General features: G+C 71.5%; 22 protein-coding genes. 3 read left to right on the top strand and 19 right to left on the bottom strand.

Annotation, left to right across the window (positions count from 1 at the left end; genetic code table 11):
* Positions 1-7: 7 nt before the first annotated feature.
* Positions 8-985, bottom strand: coding sequence for an asparaginase (locus JOC24_RS00390; RefSeq protein ID WP_205018059.1), 978 nt, complete (start codon positions 983-985; stop codon positions 8-10).
* Positions 986-1,037: 52 nt separating this feature from the next.
* Positions 1,038-1,712 carry an RsiG family protein gene (locus tag JOC24_RS00385; RefSeq protein ID WP_205018058.1) on the bottom strand — a complete coding sequence of 225 codons (675 nt, stop codon included), beginning with the start codon at positions 1,710-1,712 and terminating at the stop codon, positions 1,038-1,040.
* A gap of 115 nt (positions 1,713-1,827) precedes the next feature.
* Between JOC24_RS00385 and dtd the strand changes: the two genes are divergently transcribed.
* On the top strand, positions 1,828-2,277 hold the full coding sequence (gene dtd, locus JOC24_RS00380) for a D-aminoacyl-tRNA deacylase (RefSeq protein WP_205018057.1): 450 nt from the start codon (positions 1,828-1,830) through the stop codon (positions 2,275-2,277).
* A 73-nt stretch (positions 2,278-2,350) separates the two neighbouring features.
* Here the strand turns inward: dtd and JOC24_RS00375 are convergent, their stop codons facing one another.
* The 9 genes from JOC24_RS00375 to JOC24_RS00335 form a co-directional block, all read right to left on the bottom strand.
* Positions 2,351-3,316 carry a CAF17-like 4Fe-4S cluster assembly/insertion protein YgfZ gene (locus JOC24_RS00375; RefSeq protein ID WP_205018056.1) on the bottom strand — a complete coding sequence of 322 codons (966 nt, stop codon included), beginning with the start codon at positions 3,314-3,316 and terminating at the stop codon, positions 2,351-2,353.
* 30 nt (positions 3,317-3,346) lie between these two features.
* The gene (locus JOC24_RS00370; protein ID WP_205018055.1) at positions 3,347-3,808 is read right to left on the bottom strand and encodes a Fur family transcriptional regulator; all 462 of its coding nucleotides are present in this window, start codon (positions 3,806-3,808) and stop codon (positions 3,347-3,349) included.
* A 26-nt stretch (positions 3,809-3,834) separates the two neighbouring features.
* Positions 3,835-4,467, bottom strand: a complete 633-nt coding sequence (locus JOC24_RS00365) for a restriction endonuclease subunit S (RefSeq protein WP_205018054.1) — start codon at positions 4,465-4,467, stop codon at positions 3,835-3,837.
* Positions 4,464-6,077 carry an N-6 DNA methylase gene (locus JOC24_RS00360; RefSeq protein ID WP_205018053.1) on the bottom strand — a complete coding sequence of 538 codons (1,614 nt, stop codon included), beginning with the start codon at positions 6,075-6,077 and terminating at the stop codon, positions 4,464-4,466. The genes JOC24_RS00365 and JOC24_RS00360 overlap by 4 nt, the downstream gene beginning before the upstream one ends.
* Positions 6,078-6,139: 62 nt before the next feature.
* The gene (locus JOC24_RS00355) at positions 6,140-6,817 is read right to left on the bottom strand and encodes a hypothetical protein (RefSeq protein WP_205018052.1); all 678 of its coding nucleotides are present in this window, start codon (positions 6,815-6,817) and stop codon (positions 6,140-6,142) included.
* Positions 6,818-7,208: 391 nt separating this feature from the next.
* Positions 7,209-7,781 (bottom strand): heme-binding beta-barrel domain-containing protein, encoded by a 573-nt coding sequence (locus tag JOC24_RS00350; RefSeq protein ID WP_205018051.1) that lies wholly within the window; start codon positions 7,779-7,781, stop codon positions 7,209-7,211.
* 256 nt (positions 7,782-8,037) lie between these two features.
* Positions 8,038-8,931: a hypothetical protein gene (locus JOC24_RS00345; RefSeq protein WP_205018050.1), complete on the bottom strand. Its 894-nt coding sequence runs from the start codon at positions 8,929-8,931 to the stop codon at positions 8,038-8,040.
* A complete protein-coding gene (locus tag JOC24_RS00340) occupies positions 8,928-9,767 on the bottom strand; it encodes a hypothetical protein (protein ID WP_205018049.1) in 840 nt (279 codons plus the stop codon). Before JOC24_RS00340 ends, JOC24_RS00345 begins: the two co-directional genes overlap by 4 nt.
* Positions 9,764-10,471, bottom strand: a complete 708-nt coding sequence (locus tag JOC24_RS00335; protein WP_307792607.1) for a hypothetical protein — start codon at positions 10,469-10,471, stop codon at positions 9,764-9,766. The genes JOC24_RS00340 and JOC24_RS00335 overlap by 4 nt, the downstream gene beginning before the upstream one ends.
* Positions 10,472-10,666: 195 nt before the next feature.
* On the opposite strand from JOC24_RS00335, the gene JOC24_RS00330 reads away from it, so the two are divergent.
* Positions 10,667-11,029 carry a DsrE family protein gene (locus tag JOC24_RS00330; RefSeq protein ID WP_205018047.1) on the top strand — a complete coding sequence of 121 codons (363 nt, stop codon included), beginning with the start codon at positions 10,667-10,669 and terminating at the stop codon, positions 11,027-11,029.
* Positions 11,030-11,048: 19 nt separating this feature from the next.
* On the opposite strand, the gene JOC24_RS00325 is transcribed toward JOC24_RS00330, so the two are convergent.
* The 8 genes from JOC24_RS00325 to JOC24_RS00295 form a co-directional block, all read right to left on the bottom strand.
* A complete protein-coding gene (locus tag JOC24_RS00325; protein WP_205018046.1) occupies positions 11,049-11,408 on the bottom strand; it encodes a DUF3099 domain-containing protein in 360 nt (119 codons plus the stop codon).
* 119 nt (positions 11,409-11,527) lie between these two features.
* Positions 11,528-11,815, bottom strand: a complete 288-nt coding sequence (locus JOC24_RS00320; RefSeq protein WP_014154938.1) for a DUF1416 domain-containing protein — start codon at positions 11,813-11,815, stop codon at positions 11,528-11,530.
* Between the two features lie 50 nt (positions 11,816-11,865).
* Entirely contained in the window at positions 11,866-12,705 is an 840-nt protein-coding gene (locus JOC24_RS00315; protein WP_205018045.1) for a sulfurtransferase, read from the bottom strand.
* Between the two features lie 153 nt (positions 12,706-12,858).
* The gene (locus JOC24_RS34135; protein ID WP_350310325.1) at positions 12,859-12,939 is read right to left on the bottom strand and encodes a putative leader peptide; all 81 of its coding nucleotides are present in this window, start codon (positions 12,937-12,939) and stop codon (positions 12,859-12,861) included.
* Between the two features lie 267 nt (positions 12,940-13,206).
* A complete protein-coding gene (locus JOC24_RS00310) occupies positions 13,207-13,902 on the bottom strand; it encodes an LmeA family phospholipid-binding protein (RefSeq protein WP_205018044.1) in 696 nt (231 codons plus the stop codon).
* Positions 13,903-14,051: 149 nt separating this feature from the next.
* Positions 14,052-15,530, bottom strand: a complete 1,479-nt coding sequence (locus tag JOC24_RS00305; RefSeq protein WP_205018043.1) for a hypothetical protein — start codon at positions 15,528-15,530, stop codon at positions 14,052-14,054.
* Positions 15,531-15,540: 10 nt separating this feature from the next.
* Complete coding sequence (locus tag JOC24_RS00300; RefSeq protein ID WP_205018042.1) at positions 15,541-15,795, bottom strand: MoaD/ThiS family protein; 255 nt, start codon at positions 15,793-15,795, stop codon at positions 15,541-15,543.
* A 41-nt stretch (positions 15,796-15,836) separates the two neighbouring features.
* Positions 15,837-16,796 carry an alpha/beta hydrolase gene (locus JOC24_RS00295; protein ID WP_205018041.1) on the bottom strand — a complete coding sequence of 320 codons (960 nt, stop codon included), beginning with the start codon at positions 16,794-16,796 and terminating at the stop codon, positions 15,837-15,839.
* Between the two features lie 298 nt (positions 16,797-17,094).
* Here JOC24_RS00295 and JOC24_RS00290 point away from each other — a divergent pair, with 298 nt between their 5' ends.
* Positions 17,095-17,898: a response regulator transcription factor gene (locus tag JOC24_RS00290; protein ID WP_205018040.1), complete on the top strand. Its 804-nt coding sequence runs from the start codon at positions 17,095-17,097 to the stop codon at positions 17,896-17,898.
* The last annotated feature ends 22 nt before the right edge of the window (positions 17,899-17,920 follow it).

Raw genomic sequence — 17,920 nt, 5'->3', positions numbered from 1 at the left:
GCGTCGCTCAGAACGCCGCCCGGATCCCGCCCACCTCCACGGCACCGCCCAGCAGCGGCGCCCGCCCGATGCGGGACACCACCGGGGCGTCGACACCCAGCAGCTCGAGGGAACGGGCCAGGACCGGTCCCAGGGCGCGGGTGGAACCGTCGTCGATCTTGAAGGCCAGCGCCCGTCCGTCCGGCAGCGCCACCGCCTGGACCGCCTCCGCGCCCATCTTGGAGAGCGCGCCCGGCACCTCCCGCATCAGCCAGGTGTCCGGCCGCCGCGTGCCGGCGACGTACTCCGGGTGCGCCCGCATCGCGTCCGCGACCCGGCGCTCCGCCGTGCCCGGCTCCGCCAGCACGAACGCCCGGAACGCGCGGGCCAGCCCCACCAGCCCGATCGCCATCAGCGGGGCGCCGCAGCCGTCGGTGCCGATCGCCGCGACGGGTTCGCCCGCCGCCTCCGCGACGACCTCGCCGACCAGGCGCTGCAGCGGATGGGACGGATCGAGATAGGTCGCCGTGTCCCATCCGTTGCGCAGGCAGACGGCCAGCATCGCCGTGTGCTTGCCGGAGCAGTTCATGGTGATCGGCTCCCGCACACCCCCGGCGGCGAGGTACGCCTCGGCCTCGACCGGGTCCAGCGGAAGATCGGGCGGCGTCTGCAGGTCATCGGCGTCGAGCCCGTGCTCGGCGAGCATCGTGCGCACCAGGTCGAGGTGGAAGGGCTCCCCCGAATGGCTCGCGGCGGCCAGTGCCAGCCGCTCCCCCGAGAGGTCGAGACCGGCCCGCAGGATCGCGGCGGCCTGCATCGGCTTGTTCGACGAACGGGGGAAGACCGGGGCCGCCGGATCGCCGAGCGCGAGCTCCACGCTCCCGTCGGCGGCGAGGACGACCAGCGACCCCCGGTGGCTGCCCTCGGTGAAACCGGACCGCACGACCTCGGCCAGGACCGGATGCACGGAGGGCGAGGACGAGGACGGGGCTATGGAGGAGGTCATGGGGTGGGCGGCCTTCCGGGGGCGGGCGTGACCCGCCCCCGGAAGGGTCGCTTCAGGCGAGCAGGTCCTCTACTTGTGCTTCCCCGTCACGGTACCTGCGGGCGATCTCCGCGCTGCAATCGTCGACGGTCCGCTGGAGCCGGTGACGGCGCCGGGACACCTGCCGCTCGTAGCGGACGAGCCGCCCCATGGCGGTGAGCAGTTCCTCGTCCGTCCGGGCACCGAGGTCGGACAGCTCGACCTCCGCCAGCGTGTCCGCCGCCAGCTGCCGGTACTCGTCGCTGCGCGGCGTCGTGAGGGTGACGTGCCGGACCGAGGAGCGGTGGACGGACGGGGTGTCGGCGAGGATCTCCGAGAGCCGGTCCACCACGGGCGACTCGGGGCCCGCCCGGCGGGCGAGCTCGGCCCGGAGGATGTCGATGCGGCCCTGGACCAGACGGCGTACGTAGCTGAGGTCCGCCTCGTCGCGCTGGGCGTCACGGCGCAGCGTGCGCAGGTCCGGCAGCCGCAGCCCGCCGAACTCCGGCTGGGGACGCACGGAGGCCAGCCCTTCGACCGCACCGCCCGCGGTCTGCCCGGGCACGGAAACCGATCCCGGCACCTGCGCGGGGGGCGCGGCCGGCTGGCCGGGGGCTTCACCGGTCCGCTGCACCGGGGACCGCCGGCCGGCGGCCGCCCGTGTCACTGGTACGGCACCGGGTGATGGCCCGGTTCCACGTGTCGTCATGTTGTTCCGTCCCCTCGACCGGTGCGTCGGCACACCGACATCGTGCATGGTGCCACTACGCACGGTGTTCATGCAGGTGCTCTGTACCCGTTCGGCCCAAGATAGGTTGGTCTGTATGCGTGCAGTGATACAGAGAGTGGACGGTGCGAGCGTCACCGTCGCGGGCGCGGCGGACGATCCGTCGGGGACCGGGACGGTCGGCGAGATCGTGGGCGAGGGCCTGTGTGTGCTGGTGGGGGTCACTCACGGCGACACCGCGGAGAAGGCGGCGCAGCTCGCCCGCAAGCTGTGGACCCTGCGGATCCTGGAGGGCGAGAAGTCCTGCTCGGACGTGAACGCGCCCCTTCTCGTCATCTCGCAATTCACGCTCTACGGGGACGCCAGGAAGGGACGCAGGCCCACCTGGAACGCCGCCGCGCCCGGCGAGATCGCCGAGCCGCTGGTCGACGAGGTGGTGGCACGACTGCGCGCCCTCGGCGCGCAGGTGGAGACGGGCCGGTTCGGGGCGGAGATGCGGGTCTCGCTCACGAACCACGGCCCGTTCACCGTGCTGGTCGAGGTGTAGCGGCGGGGCGCACCCCTGTCGAGGTGCAGCGGCGGGGAGGTGTGGTGGCGGGGTGCACCACGCGCGGCTCCCCCTACGGCTCGACGACCGTCTCCTGCGCCGCCGCGGTGTCCCCCACGATCAGCTCCGCGTCCACCGCTACGTTCCGCTTCACCAGTGCCAGGGCGATCGGTCCCAGTTCGTGGTGGCGGGCCGAGGTGGTGACGAAGCCGAGCTGGCGGCCCTCCTCACCGTCGGCCGCGAGCCGGACCGGCGTCCCGTGGCCGGGTAGATGGACCTCGCTGCCGTCGAGGTGCAGGAAGACGAGGCGACGCGGCGGCTTCCCCAGGTTGTGGACACGGGCCACCGTCTCCTGGCCCCGGTAGCAGCCCTTCTGCAGGTGCACGGCGGTACCGATCCAGCCCAGCTCGTGCGGGATGGTGCGGTGGTCGGTCTCGAAGCCGAGCCGCGGGCGGTGCGCCTCCACGCGCAGCGCCTCGTACGCCAGGATCCCGGCCACGGGTCCGTGCTCGGCGGCATACTCCTCCAGGTCGGCCCGGGGCAGGAAGAGGTCACGGCCGTGCGCCGTCTCCCGCACGGCCGCACCGTCCGGGACCTCGGCGATGGAACCGGCCGGAAGGTGCACGACGGCGAAGTCCTCCGTACGGTCGGCGACCTCGACCCGGTAGAAGAACTTCATCGACTCCAGGTACGCGATCAGCTCGCCCCTGGTCTCCGGCTCGGCGTGCATCCACACCGTCGTGCCGTCGTCGACCAGATAGAGGGCGTGCTCGATGTGCCCGTTGGCGGAGAGGATCAGCGCCTCCGTCGCCTGGTGCGGCGCGAGGTCGCTGACGTGCTGGGTGAGCAGCAGATGCAGCCAGCTCAGCCGGTCGTCACCGGTGACCGTGACGACCGACCGGTGCGAGAGGTCGACGAGACCGCTGCCGTCGGCGAGTGCGCGTTGCTCACGGAACAGGTCGCCGTAGTGCGCGGCGACGCCTTCGTCGCGCCCCTCGGCGGGGACGGCGCCGGGCAGGGACAGCAGTGGGCTCTTCATGCGACCAGCGTACGACCCGGGCGCCCGTGTCTACCGCGCGCTCCCGGGTCCTTCCGCCGGCCCGGCCTCTGCCGCCTTCGCCGTGCAGTCGGCGCAGCGCCCGAAGATCGCGAAGTGCTTCATGTCGGTCTCGAAGCCGAAGGCACCCCGCAGCTTCGCGGTGAAGTCGGCGACCACGTCGACGTCGGCCTCGATGACGTTCGTGCAGTCCCGGCAGACGAGGTGGATGTGGTGGTGGCGGTCGGCCAGGTGGTACGTCGGGGCGCCGTGCCCGAGGTGGGCGTGGCTGACCAGCCCGAGCTCCTCCAGAAGCTCCAGGGTCCGGTAGACGGTGGAGATGTTCACGCCCGACGCCGTCCTGCGCACCTCGCAGAGGATGTCGTCGGGTGTCGCGTGCTCCAGGGTGTCGACGGCTTCCAGGACAAGCTGACGCTGCGGCGTCAGCCGGTAGCCGCGCTGCCGAAGATCGGTCTTCCAGTCGGTGCTCACCACAGGCCCAGTGTAGGGCGGAGTCGAGCTCACTTCGGGGGCACGGACGGGTTCCCGCCCATCAGCAGACCGGCGAGGGACTCGCGCAGCAGTCCCGTCGTACGCGCGATCTCCTCGTGCACACGGATCTTCTCGTCCAGAGCGCCGAGCACGGCGCCGATCCGCCGCTGCTCACCGGGCGGGGGGAGCACGACCGGCAGACCGGCCAGCGTGCCGACGGTGATCGAGCGGATGGCACTTCCGGCAGCGTGGCCGTTCATCCAGGCCGCGGCTCCGGGTCCGGCCAGGAAGCCCGCCAGGTAGGGTGCGGACGCCGTGTCGGCCGGCCGCAGACAGAGCACGTGGGTGTTGTGGAACCACCCGGTCTCCGCATCGGTGACCAGGGCGACGCGCCCCACCGTGCCGGTGCGCGTGACGAGGACGTCCCCCGCGCGGACGCGTCCGCGGGTCAGCCCCTCGGCCTGCTCGGCGCCGACGAAGGCGGTGCCTGAGTGGACGATCCGGCGCTCCCGCAGATCGGCGGGCCTCACCAACGGCACCGCGCCCGGCTCCACCTCCTTCAGTACGTTCACCGGGGCCCCGGCGGACCGCAGCTCGCACAACTGCGACAGGGGGACGACCCTCCAGCCCTGAGGCAGGCCCTCCTCGATGTCCGTGGTCACAGTCCGTACTCCTTGAACAGGGCCTCGATGTGCCGGTCGACGTCGCGTGCACGGTCGCCGAGCTCCGCCAGGCGTCCGGCCAGCGCCCGCACCTGGCCGCCGGTCGCCTCCCGGGACGGCTCGGTGGCCAGGGTGGTCAGGTAGGCGGTCGCGCTCAGCGAGTGTCCGTGCGCCCGGATCTCGTCGATGCCGACGACGCGGCTGAGACCCTTCCGCTCCTCCCGGGACCCGGTGATCCGGACCAGCAGGTCGGTGTCCTCGGTCGCGAGCACACGGCGGGTGCGGGACGCCATGGATCCCAGGCCCGTCGCGTCGAGGAAGAAGACGTCCCGGCAGCTGCCGGTCGGACGCTTCAGGATCCACACGCTCACGGCGACGGCGGTGGCGGGGAAGAGCTGCGGCGGCAGGGCGACCAGGGCCTCGACCGCGCCGTCCTCGATCATGCCCCGCCTGATCCTCCGTTCACCGGAGTGCGCGGAGGAAGCCGCGTTGGTGGGCATCACCACACAGGCCCGGCCCCGCTCGGAGAGGCTGTGGACCACGGACTGGAGCCAGTCGTAGTTGGCGTTGTGGGCCGGCGGTTCCCCGTAGCTCCAGTGCGGGGCGACGTGCCCGGAGCCCCTGGTGAGCCGGGCGTTGAACGGGGGGTTCGTCAGGACACGGTCGAACCGGCTCCCCGTGTCCGCGCCCCGCTCCGTGCGCAGGTCGGCCGGCTGGTGCCGCTGCGCCAGATTCATGCCCGCCAGCTCGCACGGCACGGCCTGCGTCCCGGCACCGCTGACGGACAGAGACGGGGGTACGGGGGCGGAGGCTCGCACGGCGTCGACCGAAGCGGCCAGCATCTCCCCGGCCCGGCAGTAGGGGTCGTGCAGGCGCACGGGCGGGCCGTCGTCGAAGGGCGGTCCGGCCATCAGCATCCCGGCCACCGCGCGGGCCACCGACGGGGGGGTCGGCAGCTCACCGGCAGTTCCGCCGGCCACGTCGCCGTAAGCGGCCAGCAGCAGGTCGAACGCCTCCGCGCCGGCCTCGGCCTCCGGCGCGGAGGCACCGGTCGGTGCCGCGGTGCCGAGAGCGGCCACGAGTTCCCCGACCAGGTGTGGCGGGCACCTGTCGAGCGACCGGCCGAGGAGGTCCGCCAGGCGGTACGCGCCGTCTTCCCACAGGACGTGCCGCACCGCGCCGACCACGTCCCCCGGCCGGTCCGCACAGCCGCGCCACACCTCCGGACGCAGTTGACGCACATGGACGAGGGCCATCAGGAACAGCAGGTAGTGATCGTGCGGGATGTGGTCACCGAAGTGCCGCGGATCTCCCGCCAGCGCGCGGACCGCGGCGACGAACCCCTCCGTGGCGTCCTTCCGCCGGAAGCGGTCACCGTAGGTCGCCCCGGCTCCCTCCCCCGCCCGGCGGGCGTTGGCGGGGATCATCCGGCGGTCCAGCCAGGTCTGCACCTCGGCTTCGGGAAACAGCTCGACGTCCTCGTCGCTCCGTGACACCGCTTCGGGGAAGTCGGCGTAACGGCGCTGCCAGTTACTGACGGCCGGGCGGCGCACCGCCGTGCGGCGGGCGATGTCCGCGCGCGTGACCAGGGGTCCGGTGGTGGGCGCCACGAAGTCCTCCAGTGTGGCCCCGGGGTGAACCCGGAGCGGTCGGGTGCGGTCGGACCGGTCGCTCAGAACCGGGGACGGCGGCTGCCGTCACAGGTCGCCCCACGGTGGCGCAGCACAGCGGGAAACCGGTCCATCGCCCGCGCCTCCGGGACGAGAGCGGGGCTCAGGTACCCGAGGAGGCGGTAGATCTTGGCGTGGTCCGCAGCGAGGTGCCGCATGTACACCGGCTCATGGTGCATGACCCGGTTACGCAGGAGCACCAGGGACCACAGCTCGTCGTACAGGGTGTCACGTCGCCCTCCGTAGTGGGGGAACGCCTTGTGGACCACCGGCACCCAGAACGTACGGTCGTAGCCGGAGCCGCCGCTGAGCAGTGCGGCCCAGAAGCCGAAGGAGAGTTCCGCCACCACGCTGTCCGTCCCCACGTGACGCCGTCCGCGGCCCCGGCGGCCGGCGCACTTCGCGCGGGCCTTGGCCACGAGCCTCATGCCCTGCGCGTTGAGGGGCGCGGCCTCCCACCAGTCCGCCCTCCCGTAGTGCTCGGTCAGCACCACGTTCAGGGCGTTACGCAGAGCGAGCTCCAGGCAGTGGAGCGGTCCGTAGAGCGCCGCACACGCCTCGACGTTCCACCAGTACAGCCGAAGGGCCCGCGAGGCATCGCCGCCACAGGCGTCCCGGTACGGCTCCATCCTCGGCTCCGAGAACGCCCGCCCCATCCATTCCGGCCACGCGTCCGCCATGATGCCCCCCTGTTTCCCGGCCCCTGCCGTGGATTGTCGCCGCGCACCTCTGGACTGCGTCGCCACCCATCGTGGTACGGTGGGCGACGAACGCTTTGGGTCCGCCTCTGTTTACACGCCGCCCGAAGCACGGCTTACGGAACCCCCAGTCGCGCGCAATGCGACTGGGGGTTCCGCGTTGTCCGGGGAGACCGGATAACGGGCTCCGCAGCGGTGTTCCTACCGTAGCGAGCACCGCCCGGCGATGCAAGCGCATTGCAGTGCACGTATATCTGTTAACCCCCACCCGTCCGGCTGGCACCGGGTTCGTCCCCACCGCGGGCACGCGAAAGCCCCTGGCACCGGGAAGGTTGCCAAGGGCTCAGGCAGGACGGGCGGCGGCCCGGACCGGCTACTTGAAGAACGCGATGCCGTCGTCCGGCATGTCCCCGAGGCTCTTCGCCATGGCGGCGACCTCTTCGGGGGTGACGACCTTCTTCAGGTGCGCCGACATGTACGGCCGCAGCTCCACGTCGGGGGTGGCCTTCTCGCCGACCCACATCAGGTCGCTGTGCACATAGCCGTAGAGGCGCTTGCCACCGCTGTACGGACCGGAGGCGGCGGTGCGGGCCACGGCGTCCGTGACGATGTCGATCTGCGGCTTCTGCTTCGCCAGCTCGCCGTACCAGACCTCGACGATGCCCTGGTCACGCACCATGACGATCTCGACCTTGCGGTCCTTGTCGATGCGCCAGTAGCCGGACTCGGACTCGAGCGGCTTGACCTGGTTGCCCTCGGCGTCCAGCACCCAGGAGTGCGAGACGTATTCGAGGAAGTCGCGGCCGTCGTGGCTGAAGGTGACCTCCTGGCCGAAGTTGCACTTCTCGGCGCCGGGGAAGTCGGAGACGCCGGCGCCCGCCCAGTTGCCGAGGAGGAAGGCCAGCGGTACGAGGTCCGGGTGGAGGTCGGACGGAATCTCGATCATGAGCGGCTCAGACGATCTGTGAGGGTGTACGGAAGGTGTTCGGCGAGGGTCAGCGCTGGCCCTGGTACAGCTTCTTCACGGTCACGGCGGCGAAGGCGAGCACGCCGACGCAGACCAGCACCAGCAGGGCGGAGAAGAAAGCCTCAAGCACGGGAGCTCCTCGGAACGAACGACATGACGGCAGCAGGCGGCCGGGCCCCCAGCCTAATGGGTGGGGGCCCGGCACGGCGGCCCGGGGTTTCCCGGGCCGGTCGCGTCAGCCCAGGAGCTGGTTCTGCAGGACGACGGTCTGGTGGAACGGAACGGCCTCCGTGCCGTCCGCACCCTTGCGTGCCTGAACGACCAGGGCGACCGTGTCCCCGGCCAGCACATAGGCGTGACGGACGTGCTCGGACCCGTAGTCCTCGTTCTCGACGAAGGACCGCGCCGTGGTGAATTCGGGCCCGTCCACGACACTCCAGTCCTCGTCGAGGGAGGACTCGGCCGCCCCGGCGAGCGGAAGCGGCCGGGAGGCGTCCTCGAGGAGCTCGTCACGGAACGCGGTGGAGTACGCCACGGAGTTGAACCGGAGCAGATAGATCCGGGACGACGTGCCGTCCGGCATGGTCCAGCCGCGGGCCGCTATGTGCCGCAGGGCGGAGTCCCCCAGGCGCTGGGTCATTGCGGCCCGCTCGTCCTTGTCGTACTCGGCGGCGTACCGCGCGATGTCCACCCAGCCGCCGTCGAGCTTCTTGTCCACGGTGGCACCGGCGGGCGCGGGCAGCAGCAGGCGCCGCAGGTCGGCGTGGTGGACCTCGGCGGTGTTGAAGTCGCTGAACGGGCGGGGCGCACCGGAGGGCAGGGCGGGGAGGCTCAGCTCCGGGTAGTCCCAGCGCCCGTCGTCGCGCGTGCCGAGTCCCGGGACGTCGGTGCGCTCCATCGACGCGATGCCCACGGCCGTCCCCGCGCCGAGCCCGCCGAGCACCAGCACGGCGGCCGTCCACCGGAGCGCCGCCCGCAGGACGCGGCGCGGCGGCCTCGGCGTGGTGGGTGCGGGTGCCTGTGCAGGGACCGGTGGGATCTGCGGCGGGACCGGGGGGAGGAGGGTGGCCGCTGCGGGCGCCGGTTCGGGGGCGGCCTTGTCGACCGGTTCGGCCGTCTGCTCGGTCATACGTACTCCCCCGGGGACTTGATGTGCTCCAGCTGGTCCTTCAGCAGCTCGGCGACGGCCGCCTTGTCGACGGGCTTGACGCCGGTTGCCGAGACGCTGATGCTCAGCTCCCCGTCGTACGCCGCGCACACCATGTCCTCGATCTCGCTGTCGCCCTCGGGCTGCAGATAGCAGGTCGCGTTTCGAGTGTGGCCCTTGATCTCAGGGCCCTTCCGGAAGGTCCCCAGGATGTCGAACAGCTCCGTCCGGAAGGTGTAGAAGCTCCGCACGGCCTTCGTGTCCTTCATCCGCATGACCTGGGCGTGCACCTCCAGGTCGTTCTCCTGGGTGGTGTACGAACGGACGGCGAGACCCTGCACCCGCAGCTTGTCGATCCGCTTGTCGTAATCCCGGCGTTCCTTGCCCGCGAGCCCGCGGTTGCCCTCCTTCATCGCGGCGACGGCCCGCTTACCGTCCATCTCGCCGTCGTTGCCGTGCTCACCGTCGTCCGGGCCGAGCCGGTAGCCGGCGGGCACGGGCAGCATCAGCCTGCTGAGCGCGGTGTCCGCCTTGCCGCGACTGGTGTCCCGCGCGGGGTCCTTGCCCGGCTCACGCGCGGACACCCTCCACACGGTCGTCTCCACGCTGCGGTCGGCCTCGTCGACCGTGGCGTGCGTGTAACCGGCGGCGACGCCGACGGCGCCGAGCACCAGCACGGCGGGAAGGGCCGTGAGCAGTTTCCGCCGGACGCGCCCGGGACGCGCGGGGGCGTCCTGAGAGCCGGACGCCTCCGGGACGTCCGCCGTCTCCGGAAGCGGGGCCGCCTCGGAGGTCCCGGGAGGGGAGATGTCGTTCACAGGCGCTCCAGCTGTTGCTCGGCCAGCGTCCGGATGTCCTTCTTGCTGATCGGCCTGGTGTCGAACAGATTGATGTCGATCATGATGTCGCCGCGGTGCATGACAGCCTTGGCCTGGTAGAGGAGCGGGAGGCCGGGCTGCTGCCGGTTCACGTCGTAGACGTAGTAGCGGCCCTCTCCGCTCCCCTTGACCAGGTCGCCCTCGTTGCCGCCGCCCCCCTCCGTCTCGGACGCGTACCAGCGCTGACCGTCGGCGAACTCGGCTGCCGCGTTGTCCACCCCGGAGGCGAACTGGACGAGCTGGATCGTAGCTTCACGGTCCGAGCCCTTCTTCCAGGCAGCCCCTGCGATGCGACGCACGTCGGACTCCAGGAAGTACTCGAACGTGTCGCCTTCGTTTTCGAACCAATGAGCGAGGGCGCCGACGCTCATCCAGCCGTCGTCCAGCCATTCGGCCTTCTCGTTCTCGCTCCATCCCGCCGGGCGGTCGATCAGCAGTTCTCGCAGATCGCCGTCGGTCCGGACCTGGCGGTCCTGCGAGGCGGGCAGCGGGGCAGGGGCCTCGCCCTCGGGAAGCGCCTTCGCGGGGTACGCCAGCTCCGTCTGCGAAAGGGCGGGCAGAGGTGTCGGCGGCCTCTCCGCCTGGATGCCGTAGCCGACCGCGGTGCCGCCGGAGATCCCGAGCAGTGCGGCGGCGGCGATCAACAGGGTCGTACGACCCCGTGGACGCGGGCGTCCCGGGGCGGAGGACTGCTCATCATCCGGCGAGCCGGAAATGGGTTCGTTCGGTTCCAAAAGGGTCCCCCCAAGAGACCTGAGGCGCAGATTCCCTTACCTGCGCACACAACTGACCCACAGGTCACAGGGGAGGTTGCCCATCCGCGGATTACAGTTCGGCACATGCCGAAGAAGCTAGTGATCAAGGTGACCGCCGGGGCCGATGCTCCGGAACGCTGCTCGCAGGCCTTCACCGTGGCGGCCGTGGCCGTCGCCAGCGGGGTGGAGGTCTCCCTCTGGCTGACCGGCGAGTCCGCCTGGTTCGCGCTGCCGGGGCGCGCCGCCGAGTTCGAACTGCCCCACGCGGCGCCGCTGCCCGATCTGATCGATTCGATCCTGGCCGGTGGCGGGGTCACCCTCTGCACCCAGTGCGCGGCGCGACGGGACATCACGGAGAAGGACGTCCTGCAGGGCGTACGGATCGCAGGGGCCCAGGTCTTCGTGCAGGAGGCCATGGCGGACGGCGCCCAGGCCCTCGTCTACTGACCCTCGGAAGCCCGCCGTCCTACCTGCGGCGCTTCCTGCCGTCCAGCTCGTCCCACCACGCGTCGGACGTCGGGTCGCCCGTGGGTTCCTCCCGTGGCGAGCGTGGCCGGGATTCAGGGGAGGACGGGGAGTCCGACGACGGGGAGGGCGGGGAGTCCGAGGGGCGCCGGGACTCCTGCGGCGGGTCGTCCCACCAACGGTCCTCAGGCCCCCGGCGGTTGGCGACGATCGCCGCAACGGGCGGTATGACCATGGCGACCACGCACATCGCGACGGCCGCCGGAATCGACCAGAGACGCACGAAGGCCCAGGCGGAGACGAAGAGGAAGAGGCATCCGCCCATCATCAGGAAATAGGCGCGCCTACGCCGGGCGTACATGTGTCCAGCGTAGAGCGCTCCGGCGCCGGAGCGCATGTGGACGGCACGAAGGGCCGCACCCCGCTCAGGTGGCGTCCAACCCCCTGGGGTGCGGCCCTCCGGCCGTCGGTGCGCGTGAACTACACGGCGATGGCGACCTCGGCGAGGCCACCGGTCTGCGCCACGACCGTACGGTCGGCGGTGCCGCCCGGGACCAGGGCGCGGAGCGTCCAGGTGCCCTCGGCCGCGTAGAAGCGGAACTGTCCGGTCGCCGAGGTCGGGACCTCGGCGGTGAACTCACCGGTCGAGTCCAGCAGACGGACGTAGCCGGTGACGGGCTCACCGTCGCGGGTCACGCTGCCCTGGATGGTCGTCTCGCCCGGCTTGATCGTCGAAGCGTCGGGGCCACCGGCCTGTGCTCCACACATGGTGTTCTGTCCTTCTGGTCGGGGTCCTGCGGTACGAATGACTGCGGGGACTACTTGTTGGCGCCGAGCTCGATCGGCACACCCACGAGGGAGCCGTACTCGGTCCACGAACCGTCGTAGTTCTTGACGTTCTCCTGGCCGAGGAGCTCGTGCAGCACGAACCAGGTGAGCGCGGAGCGCTCACCGATGCGGCAGTACGCGATGGTGTCCTTGGAGAGGTCCACCTGCTCGTCCTCGTACAGGGCCTTGAGCGCCTCGTCCGACTTGAACGTGCCGTCGTCGTTGGCGTTCTTCGACCACGGGATGTTGCGGGCGCTCGGCACGTGGCCGGGGCGCTGCGACTGCTCCTGCGGGAGGTGCGCCGGGGCGAGCAGCTTGCCGCTGAACTCGTCGGGCGACCGCACGTCGACGAGGTTCTGGCTGCCGATGGCGGCCACGACGTCGTCACGGTAGGCCCGGATCGACTCGTCCTGGGCCTTGGCCTTGTACTGCGTGGCCGTGCGCGTCGGGACCGCGTCGGTCAGGTCGCGGGAGTCGAGCTCCCACTTCTTGCGGCCGCCGTCGAGCAGCTTGACGTTCTCGTGGCCGTAGAGCTTGAAGTACCAGTACGCGTACGAGGCGAACCAGTTGTTGTTGCCGCCGTAGAGGACGACCAGCGTGTCGTTGCCGATTCCCTTCTCGGACAGGAGCTTCTCGAAGCCGGCCTGGTCGACGAAGTCACGGCGGACCGGGTCCTGGAGGTCCGTGGTCCAGTCGATCCGGATCGCGTTCTTGATGTGGTTCTTCTCGTACGCCGAGGTGTCCTCGTCGACCTCGACGATGGCGACCTGCGGGTCGTCGATGTGGGCCTCGACCCAGTCGGCGTCGACCAGAACGTCTGCGCGGCTCATGTGATTCTCCTCCGGGGCAGTCTGCGGCGGGGTGGTGCGATGGAGCGGAGTGCGAGGTGTACGCGCAGGCGCTTCGGGCGGAACGCGTACGGAAGGCACGGGTGCGGCCCTGACAGCGTCGAAGGGCCGGGGGGAAACGGGAGGGTGTCCCGCTCAGAAGGTGCGACAGAGCATGGCGGCGACGCGGCACAGGTCTACTGCCCGCCGCTTCGTGAGGTCCGCCTGTCGCTTCATGCCTCCGATCGTAGGGAGGTACGGGCGGAGATGTCACCGTCGTGTCATATGATGAGACACGATCGTCCGTCATGCGAGATGCTGACGCGATCGACCGCCTCGGTGACTCGGAATCCGGCGGTCGGCGCACACCGGTCTCCCGCGGGCCGGGCCAGGCGTCTCAACATCTGGATCCGCCGTCCGGCCCGCCCCCGCGCGAAGCCCCCGCCCGGCCGGGTGCGGTCCGCGGCCGGGTCAGGTCAGGTCAGGTCAGGTCAGGTCAGGTCTTCATCCCGCGAGCCGGATGTCGGCACCCGACATCGATATCTCCAGGCCGCCGGGTGTCACCTCGATCTTCTCCAGCTTCAGGCCGTCGGGCAGTCCGCCGATCCCGCGCTCGAAGTCGGTCTTCTTCCGGACCAGCCCTTCCAGGCCGGGGATGCCCTCGCCGGGGACCTCGTCGGCGCGCACCCGGACGGTGTCGCCGTCGACCAGGGTGACCGTGGAGAGCACGCTGCGCGTGACCGTCTGCTCCACCAGCGGGATCCGGACCGAGCCGGTGACCTTGACCTTGCCGTCGCCGCCGTAGGCGACCGTGACACCTTCGTCGGCCGCCTCGGTGAGGGCCGCGTACGAGAGGACGGCCGTCCCCGTGGCCCGGGAGGCCGTCGCGCTGGTGTAGCCGGCGCCCAGCGTGACCTGACGCAGCTGGGCCTGGATCTCGCTGATCCGTATCTCACGCCCGGCAGCACTGGCGCGGATGTCCTTCACCGTGACGTCCACCCGGTCGAACTTCGAGTCGGCCACCTGGGTCAGGAAGGGGAAGCCCTTGATGGAGACCTCGGTCGAACCGGCCTCGGCGCCTCCGAAGGCGACCCGCCCTTCGGCCTCCGACTCCGCGAAGTACACGGCGGCGCGGTCCACGGCGACGAAGACGCCGCCCAGCACCACGGCGATGATCAGCAGTACGCGCAGTGCTCGCATGTGTGTTGTTCCCCCTACTCGGACCGGCCGGACCCTGTTGCACGTGAGGCTACTGCCGCCGCGCGGTGTGCCCGCAGTGATCGACGAGTGGAAGGCCCGGCCGGTTCCCCGGCTGCTGCGGGGCGGGAGTTGGGGGAGCGTCGGAGTCGTCAGGCGATCGCACGGCCGATCAGATACACGGCGGGAGCCGCGGCGGTGAGCGGCAGTGCGACTCCTGCCGTCATGTGCACGAAGCGGGACGGGTAGTCGTAGCTCGCGACCCGCAGCCCGATCAGCGCGCAGCCGCCGGCCGCGAACCCGAGCAACGCGGACTGCGCGCCGAAGTCCGTGAACACCCCGGCGGCCAGGCCCGCCCCCGCCGAGGCGAGCAGCGCCACGACGACCGAAGCCGGTCCGGGCAACGGCAGGGCCCTGACGAGCACGGCCGCCGCGACCGCGACGCCGCCCACCGTCACCGCGTCCGGCACGGCCGCCAGGTGCCCGGCGGCCAGCACGGCGAGCGCGGCCGACGCGACGGTCGCCGTCAGGCCGTACATCCGCTCGTCGGCTCCGGCGCGGCTGCGCAGCTGGAGGACGAGGGTGAGCAGCACCCAGACACCGAGCGTGCCGAGGATGGCCGCCGGGGCGTTGCTCCGGCCCGCCGCGAGCAGAGCGGCGTCGGCCACGACACCGCCGGCGAACGCGAGCATGATGCCCTGCCTGGCCGGCCACATGCCGTTGAGCCGGAACCATCCCGCGGCCGTCACGGCCTGGAGCAGTACCAGGGGGACGAGCAGCGCGTAGGCCCCGATCGCGGCGCCGAGCGCGAGGAGCAGGCCGAGGCCCGCGGTGATCGCGGCGGGCTGCATCCCCGGCGCGATGATCGGCGAACGTCCCTCGGCGCGGGCCCGCTGGGCGTCGGTGATCCGGCTGTTGCCCAGGGTGCTGGGCGCGCTGTAGTCGGCGTGGGCGGAGGCTGCCGCCCGGGCGTCCGGGGTCGCCGGGGCAGGCGGTGCCGCCGGGGCCACCGGGGCCTCGGGTGGCAGCGGATAGGCGCCCTGGGAGCTCTGCGCTGCGGGCGCGGCAGGGGCGACGGGCGCGGCGCGGTGCTGCGGCTGGACCGTCGGCTGGTACTGGGTGTCCCAGGTCTGGCCCTGCCACGTCTGGGTCACACCCTGGTCCGCCGGGGCCCGGGGAACTCCCTGCTCCGGGTACACGGCGGGCTGCTGCTGGGCGTACGGCTGCTGCTGGTCCTGCTGCTGCCCGTACGACTGCTGCTGGGCGTACGGCCGCTGCTGGCCCTGCTGCTGCCCGTACGACTGCTGCTGGGCGTACGGCCGCTGCTGGCCCTGCTGCTGCCCGTACGGCTGCTGCTGCCCGTACGCGGGCTGAGCGGGCTGCCCGTACGCGGCGGCCTGCGCGGCCTGGTCGTAGCCGGACCGCCCCTGCTGCCCGTGCGCCGGGTCGTAGGACTGCTGCCCGTGCACCGGCTGCTGCGGAGGCCGGCCGTCGTACGCGGCGTCCTGCGCGGGCCGAGCGTCGTGCGCGGGGCGGTGTTCCTGCTGCCCGTGGGACGGGTCGTAGGACTGCTGTCCCTGATGCTGCGCGTGTCCCGGGTCGTACGGATACTGCTGATCGCTGTTGCTCATGGTCTGCGGTTCACCCTCCTGCGAACGGCGGGAGCACCTCGACCGTGCCGCCCTCGGCAAGCCGTACGGTCTCATGACCACGGGTCCCCACAGGATTCCCGTCGATCAGGAACGAGCATCGGAGCAGTACGCGCGTCAGCTCACCGGGGTGCCGTTCGCGCACCCCGTCGAGCGCCTCGGCGAGTGTCCGCGCCGTGTACGGCTCCTCCGCGGTCCCTGCGGCGGCCTTGGCCGCGGCCCAGTAGCGGATCGTCCCCGCTGCCATGGCGGCACCCCTTTCGTCGTGCGTCGACTGTCCATCATGGATCACGCCGACTCCGTCCAGTCGGCGATACGGGCCAGCAGTTTCCCGTCAGCGGCGTTCTCGGCGTGCCCCATGCCGTGTTCCAGCCAGAGTTCCGCTCCGTCCCGCGAAGCCTCCGCGAGCATCCGGGGGTGGTCGACGGGGAAATACGGGTCCCGGTCGCCGTGCACGATCAACAGCGGTGCGGTGATCAGCGGGACGGCCTCCACCGGCGAGAGCGGCACGGGGTCCCAGTCCTCGCGGTGGATCCGCGTACGGAAGCCGTAGCGGCCCACGAGCCGGCCCGTGGGCCGGGTGACGACCCAGTGCAGGCGGCGCATCGGGGCGGTGCCGCGGTAGTACCAGCGGGCCGGTGCACTCACGGCGACGACCGCGTCCGTATGCGCGTCGTTATACGCGCCTGAATGCGCCTCCGCGCGCCCCTCATGCGCCCTGTGCGCCTCAGTGCGCCGCTGCACCCGTTCGGCCCCCGCCACCAAGCCCGCGTTCTCGTCCTCGATCCCGGATCCGCCGGTTTCCGGCGCCGTATACAGAGCGGCGTGCCGGAGCACCACGGAACCGCCCATCGAGAAGCCGACCGTAACGACGCGCCGGTGTCCCAGCGACCGCGCCCAGGTGACCGCGGCCGCCAGGTCCAGCACCTCGCGGTCGCCCACCGTGGACCGTCCGCCGGACCTTCCGTGACCACGGAAGGAAAACGTGATCACGGCCGCACGCTGGGCGAACACCTCAGCCGCCCGCCGCAGCGCCGGCCGGTCGACGGAGCCGGTGAAGCCGTGCGCGAGGACCACGGCGGTCCCGGCGGGGACGGCGCCCCCGGGGGCCCCGGAACCCGCCGTACACGGGGTGTACACCGCCTCGATAAGGACCCCGTCACCGGTCAGCAACCTGGCGCGCCGGGGCGCCCGCGTGATCGAGGGAACAGAAGAACTCGGGAATCGGCCCTCGGACAACGAACTCATGTGGGCTATTCTGCTGCGAAGAGGATCCGGGCAAAGCAGCCCCCGGATCCTTTTGTGCTTTCCGAGCGTTGTTACGGCAGCGTTTCGGCAAGCTCAGCGGTCCCCGGGGCGCGGGACCGCACAGTGAAAACCGTATGACGGCCGTCGCAGGTGATGGCCGTACGGGAGTACGAAGCAGTGCCGCATACTCCCCCGGGTCCGACCCGGGAGTGCCCCTCTCGCAGGGAACGAGGAGGACCGACGTAATGGGCGAGCTGAACGTGCACGATCGACCGACGACCCAGGCAGGTGGGCGGCGATGAGTTCACTGCTGCTTCTGACGAATGCCCTTCAACCGTCGACGGAGGTGCTCCCCGCCCTCGGCCTTCTGCTGCACAGCGTGCGGGTCGCCCCCGCCGAGGGACCCGCGCTCGTCGACACCCCGGGTGCCGACGTCATTCTCATCGACGGCCGCCGCGACCTCCCGCAGGTGCGCTCGCTGTGTCAGCTCCTGCGGTCCACCGGGCCGGGCTGTCCGCTGATCCTCGTCGTGACGGAGGGCGGCCTCGCGGCCGTCACCGCCGACTGGGGCATCGACGACGTGCTGCTGGACACCGCGGGTCCCGCCGAGGTCGAGGCCAGGCTGCGGCTGGCCACCGGCCGCCAGCAGATCACGGCCGACGACTCCCCCATGGAGATCCGCAACGGCGACCTCTCGGTCGACGAGGCGACGTACAGCGCCAAGCTCAAGGGCCGGGTCCTCGACCTGACCTTCAAGGAGTTCGAGCTCCTCAAGTACCTCGCGCAGCACCCGGGCCGGGTCTTCACCCGCGCCCAACTGCTCCAGGAGGTCTGGGGGTACGACTACTTCGGCGGCACCCGCACCGTCGACGTCCACGTGCGGCGGCTGCGGGCCAAGCTCGGCCCCGAGCACGAGTCGCTCATCGGCACCGTACGCAACGTCGGCTACCGCTTCGTCACACCCGAGAAGGTGGACCGCTCAGCCGAGGAGGCCAAGGCCAGGGCGGCGTCGGAGCCCGTGGGCGAGCCGGTCACCCGTTCGGAGCAGTCCGCCGAGACGGACACAGCCGAAGAAGCCCCGGTCCGGCCTGCCAAGCGGTAGGTCGATCCGCGTAGACTGCCGC

It is taken from the genome of Streptomyces sp. HB132, assembly GCF_016909575.1.
GTDB lineage: Bacteria > Actinomycetota > Actinomycetes > Streptomycetales > Streptomycetaceae > Streptomyces.
This window is presented reverse-complemented; position numbering and strand designations above follow the sequence as displayed.

Bases quoted from the DNA above. Each gene is read 5' to 3' on its own strand.
- JOC24_RS00345 (WP_205018050.1), bottom strand. From the start codon at position 8,931: ATGACCGAGCAGACGGCCGAACCGGTCGACAAGGCCGCCCCCGAACCG.
- dtd (WP_205018057.1), top strand. From the start codon at position 1,828: ATGCGTGCAGTGATACAGAGAGTGGACGGTGCGAGCGTCACCGTCGCG.
- JOC24_RS00310 (WP_205018044.1), bottom strand. From the start codon at position 13,902: ATGCGAGCACTGCGCGTACTGCTGATCATCGCCGTGGTGCTGGGCGGC.
- JOC24_RS00355 (WP_205018052.1), bottom strand. From the start codon at position 6,817: ATGGCGGACGCGTGGCCGGAATGGATGGGGCGGGCGTTCTCGGAGCCG.
- JOC24_RS00385 (WP_205018058.1), bottom strand. From the start codon at position 1,712: ATGACGACACGTGGAACCGGGCCATCACCCGGTGCCGTACCAGTGACA.
- JOC24_RS00375 (WP_205018056.1), bottom strand. From the start codon at position 3,316: ATGAAGAGCCCACTGCTGTCCCTGCCCGGCGCCGTCCCCGCCGAGGGG.
- JOC24_RS00390 (WP_205018059.1), bottom strand. From the start codon at position 985: ATGACCTCCTCCATAGCCCCGTCCTCGTCCTCGCCCTCCGTGCATCCG.
- JOC24_RS00330 (WP_205018047.1), top strand. From the start codon at position 10,667: ATGCCGAAGAAGCTAGTGATCAAGGTGACCGCCGGGGCCGATGCTCCG.
- JOC24_RS34135 (WP_350310325.1), bottom strand. From the start codon at position 12,939: ATGAAGCGACAGGCGGACCTCACGAAGCGGCGGGCAGTAGACCTGTGC.
- JOC24_RS00320 (WP_014154938.1), bottom strand. From the start codon at position 11,815: ATGTGTGGAGCACAGGCCGGTGGCCCCGACGCTTCGACGATCAAGCCG.
- JOC24_RS00305 (WP_205018043.1), bottom strand. From the start codon at position 15,530: ATGAGCAACAGCGATCAGCAGTATCCGTACGACCCGGGACACGCGCAG.
- JOC24_RS00350 (WP_205018051.1), bottom strand. From the start codon at position 7,781: ATGATCGAGATTCCGTCCGACCTCCACCCGGACCTCGTACCGCTGGCC.
- JOC24_RS00315 (WP_205018045.1), bottom strand. From the start codon at position 12,705: ATGAGCCGCGCAGACGTTCTGGTCGACGCCGACTGGGTCGAGGCCCAC.
- JOC24_RS00325 (WP_205018046.1), bottom strand. From the start codon at position 11,408: ATGTACGCCCGGCGTAGGCGCGCCTATTTCCTGATGATGGGCGGATGC.
- JOC24_RS00300 (WP_205018042.1), bottom strand. From the start codon at position 15,795: ATGGCAGCGGGGACGATCCGCTACTGGGCCGCGGCCAAGGCCGCCGCA.
- JOC24_RS00295 (WP_205018041.1), bottom strand. From the start codon at position 16,796: ATGAGTTCGTTGTCCGAGGGCCGATTCCCGAGTTCTTCTGTTCCCTCG.
- JOC24_RS00290 (WP_205018040.1), top strand. From the start codon at position 17,095: ATGAGTTCACTGCTGCTTCTGACGAATGCCCTTCAACCGTCGACGGAG.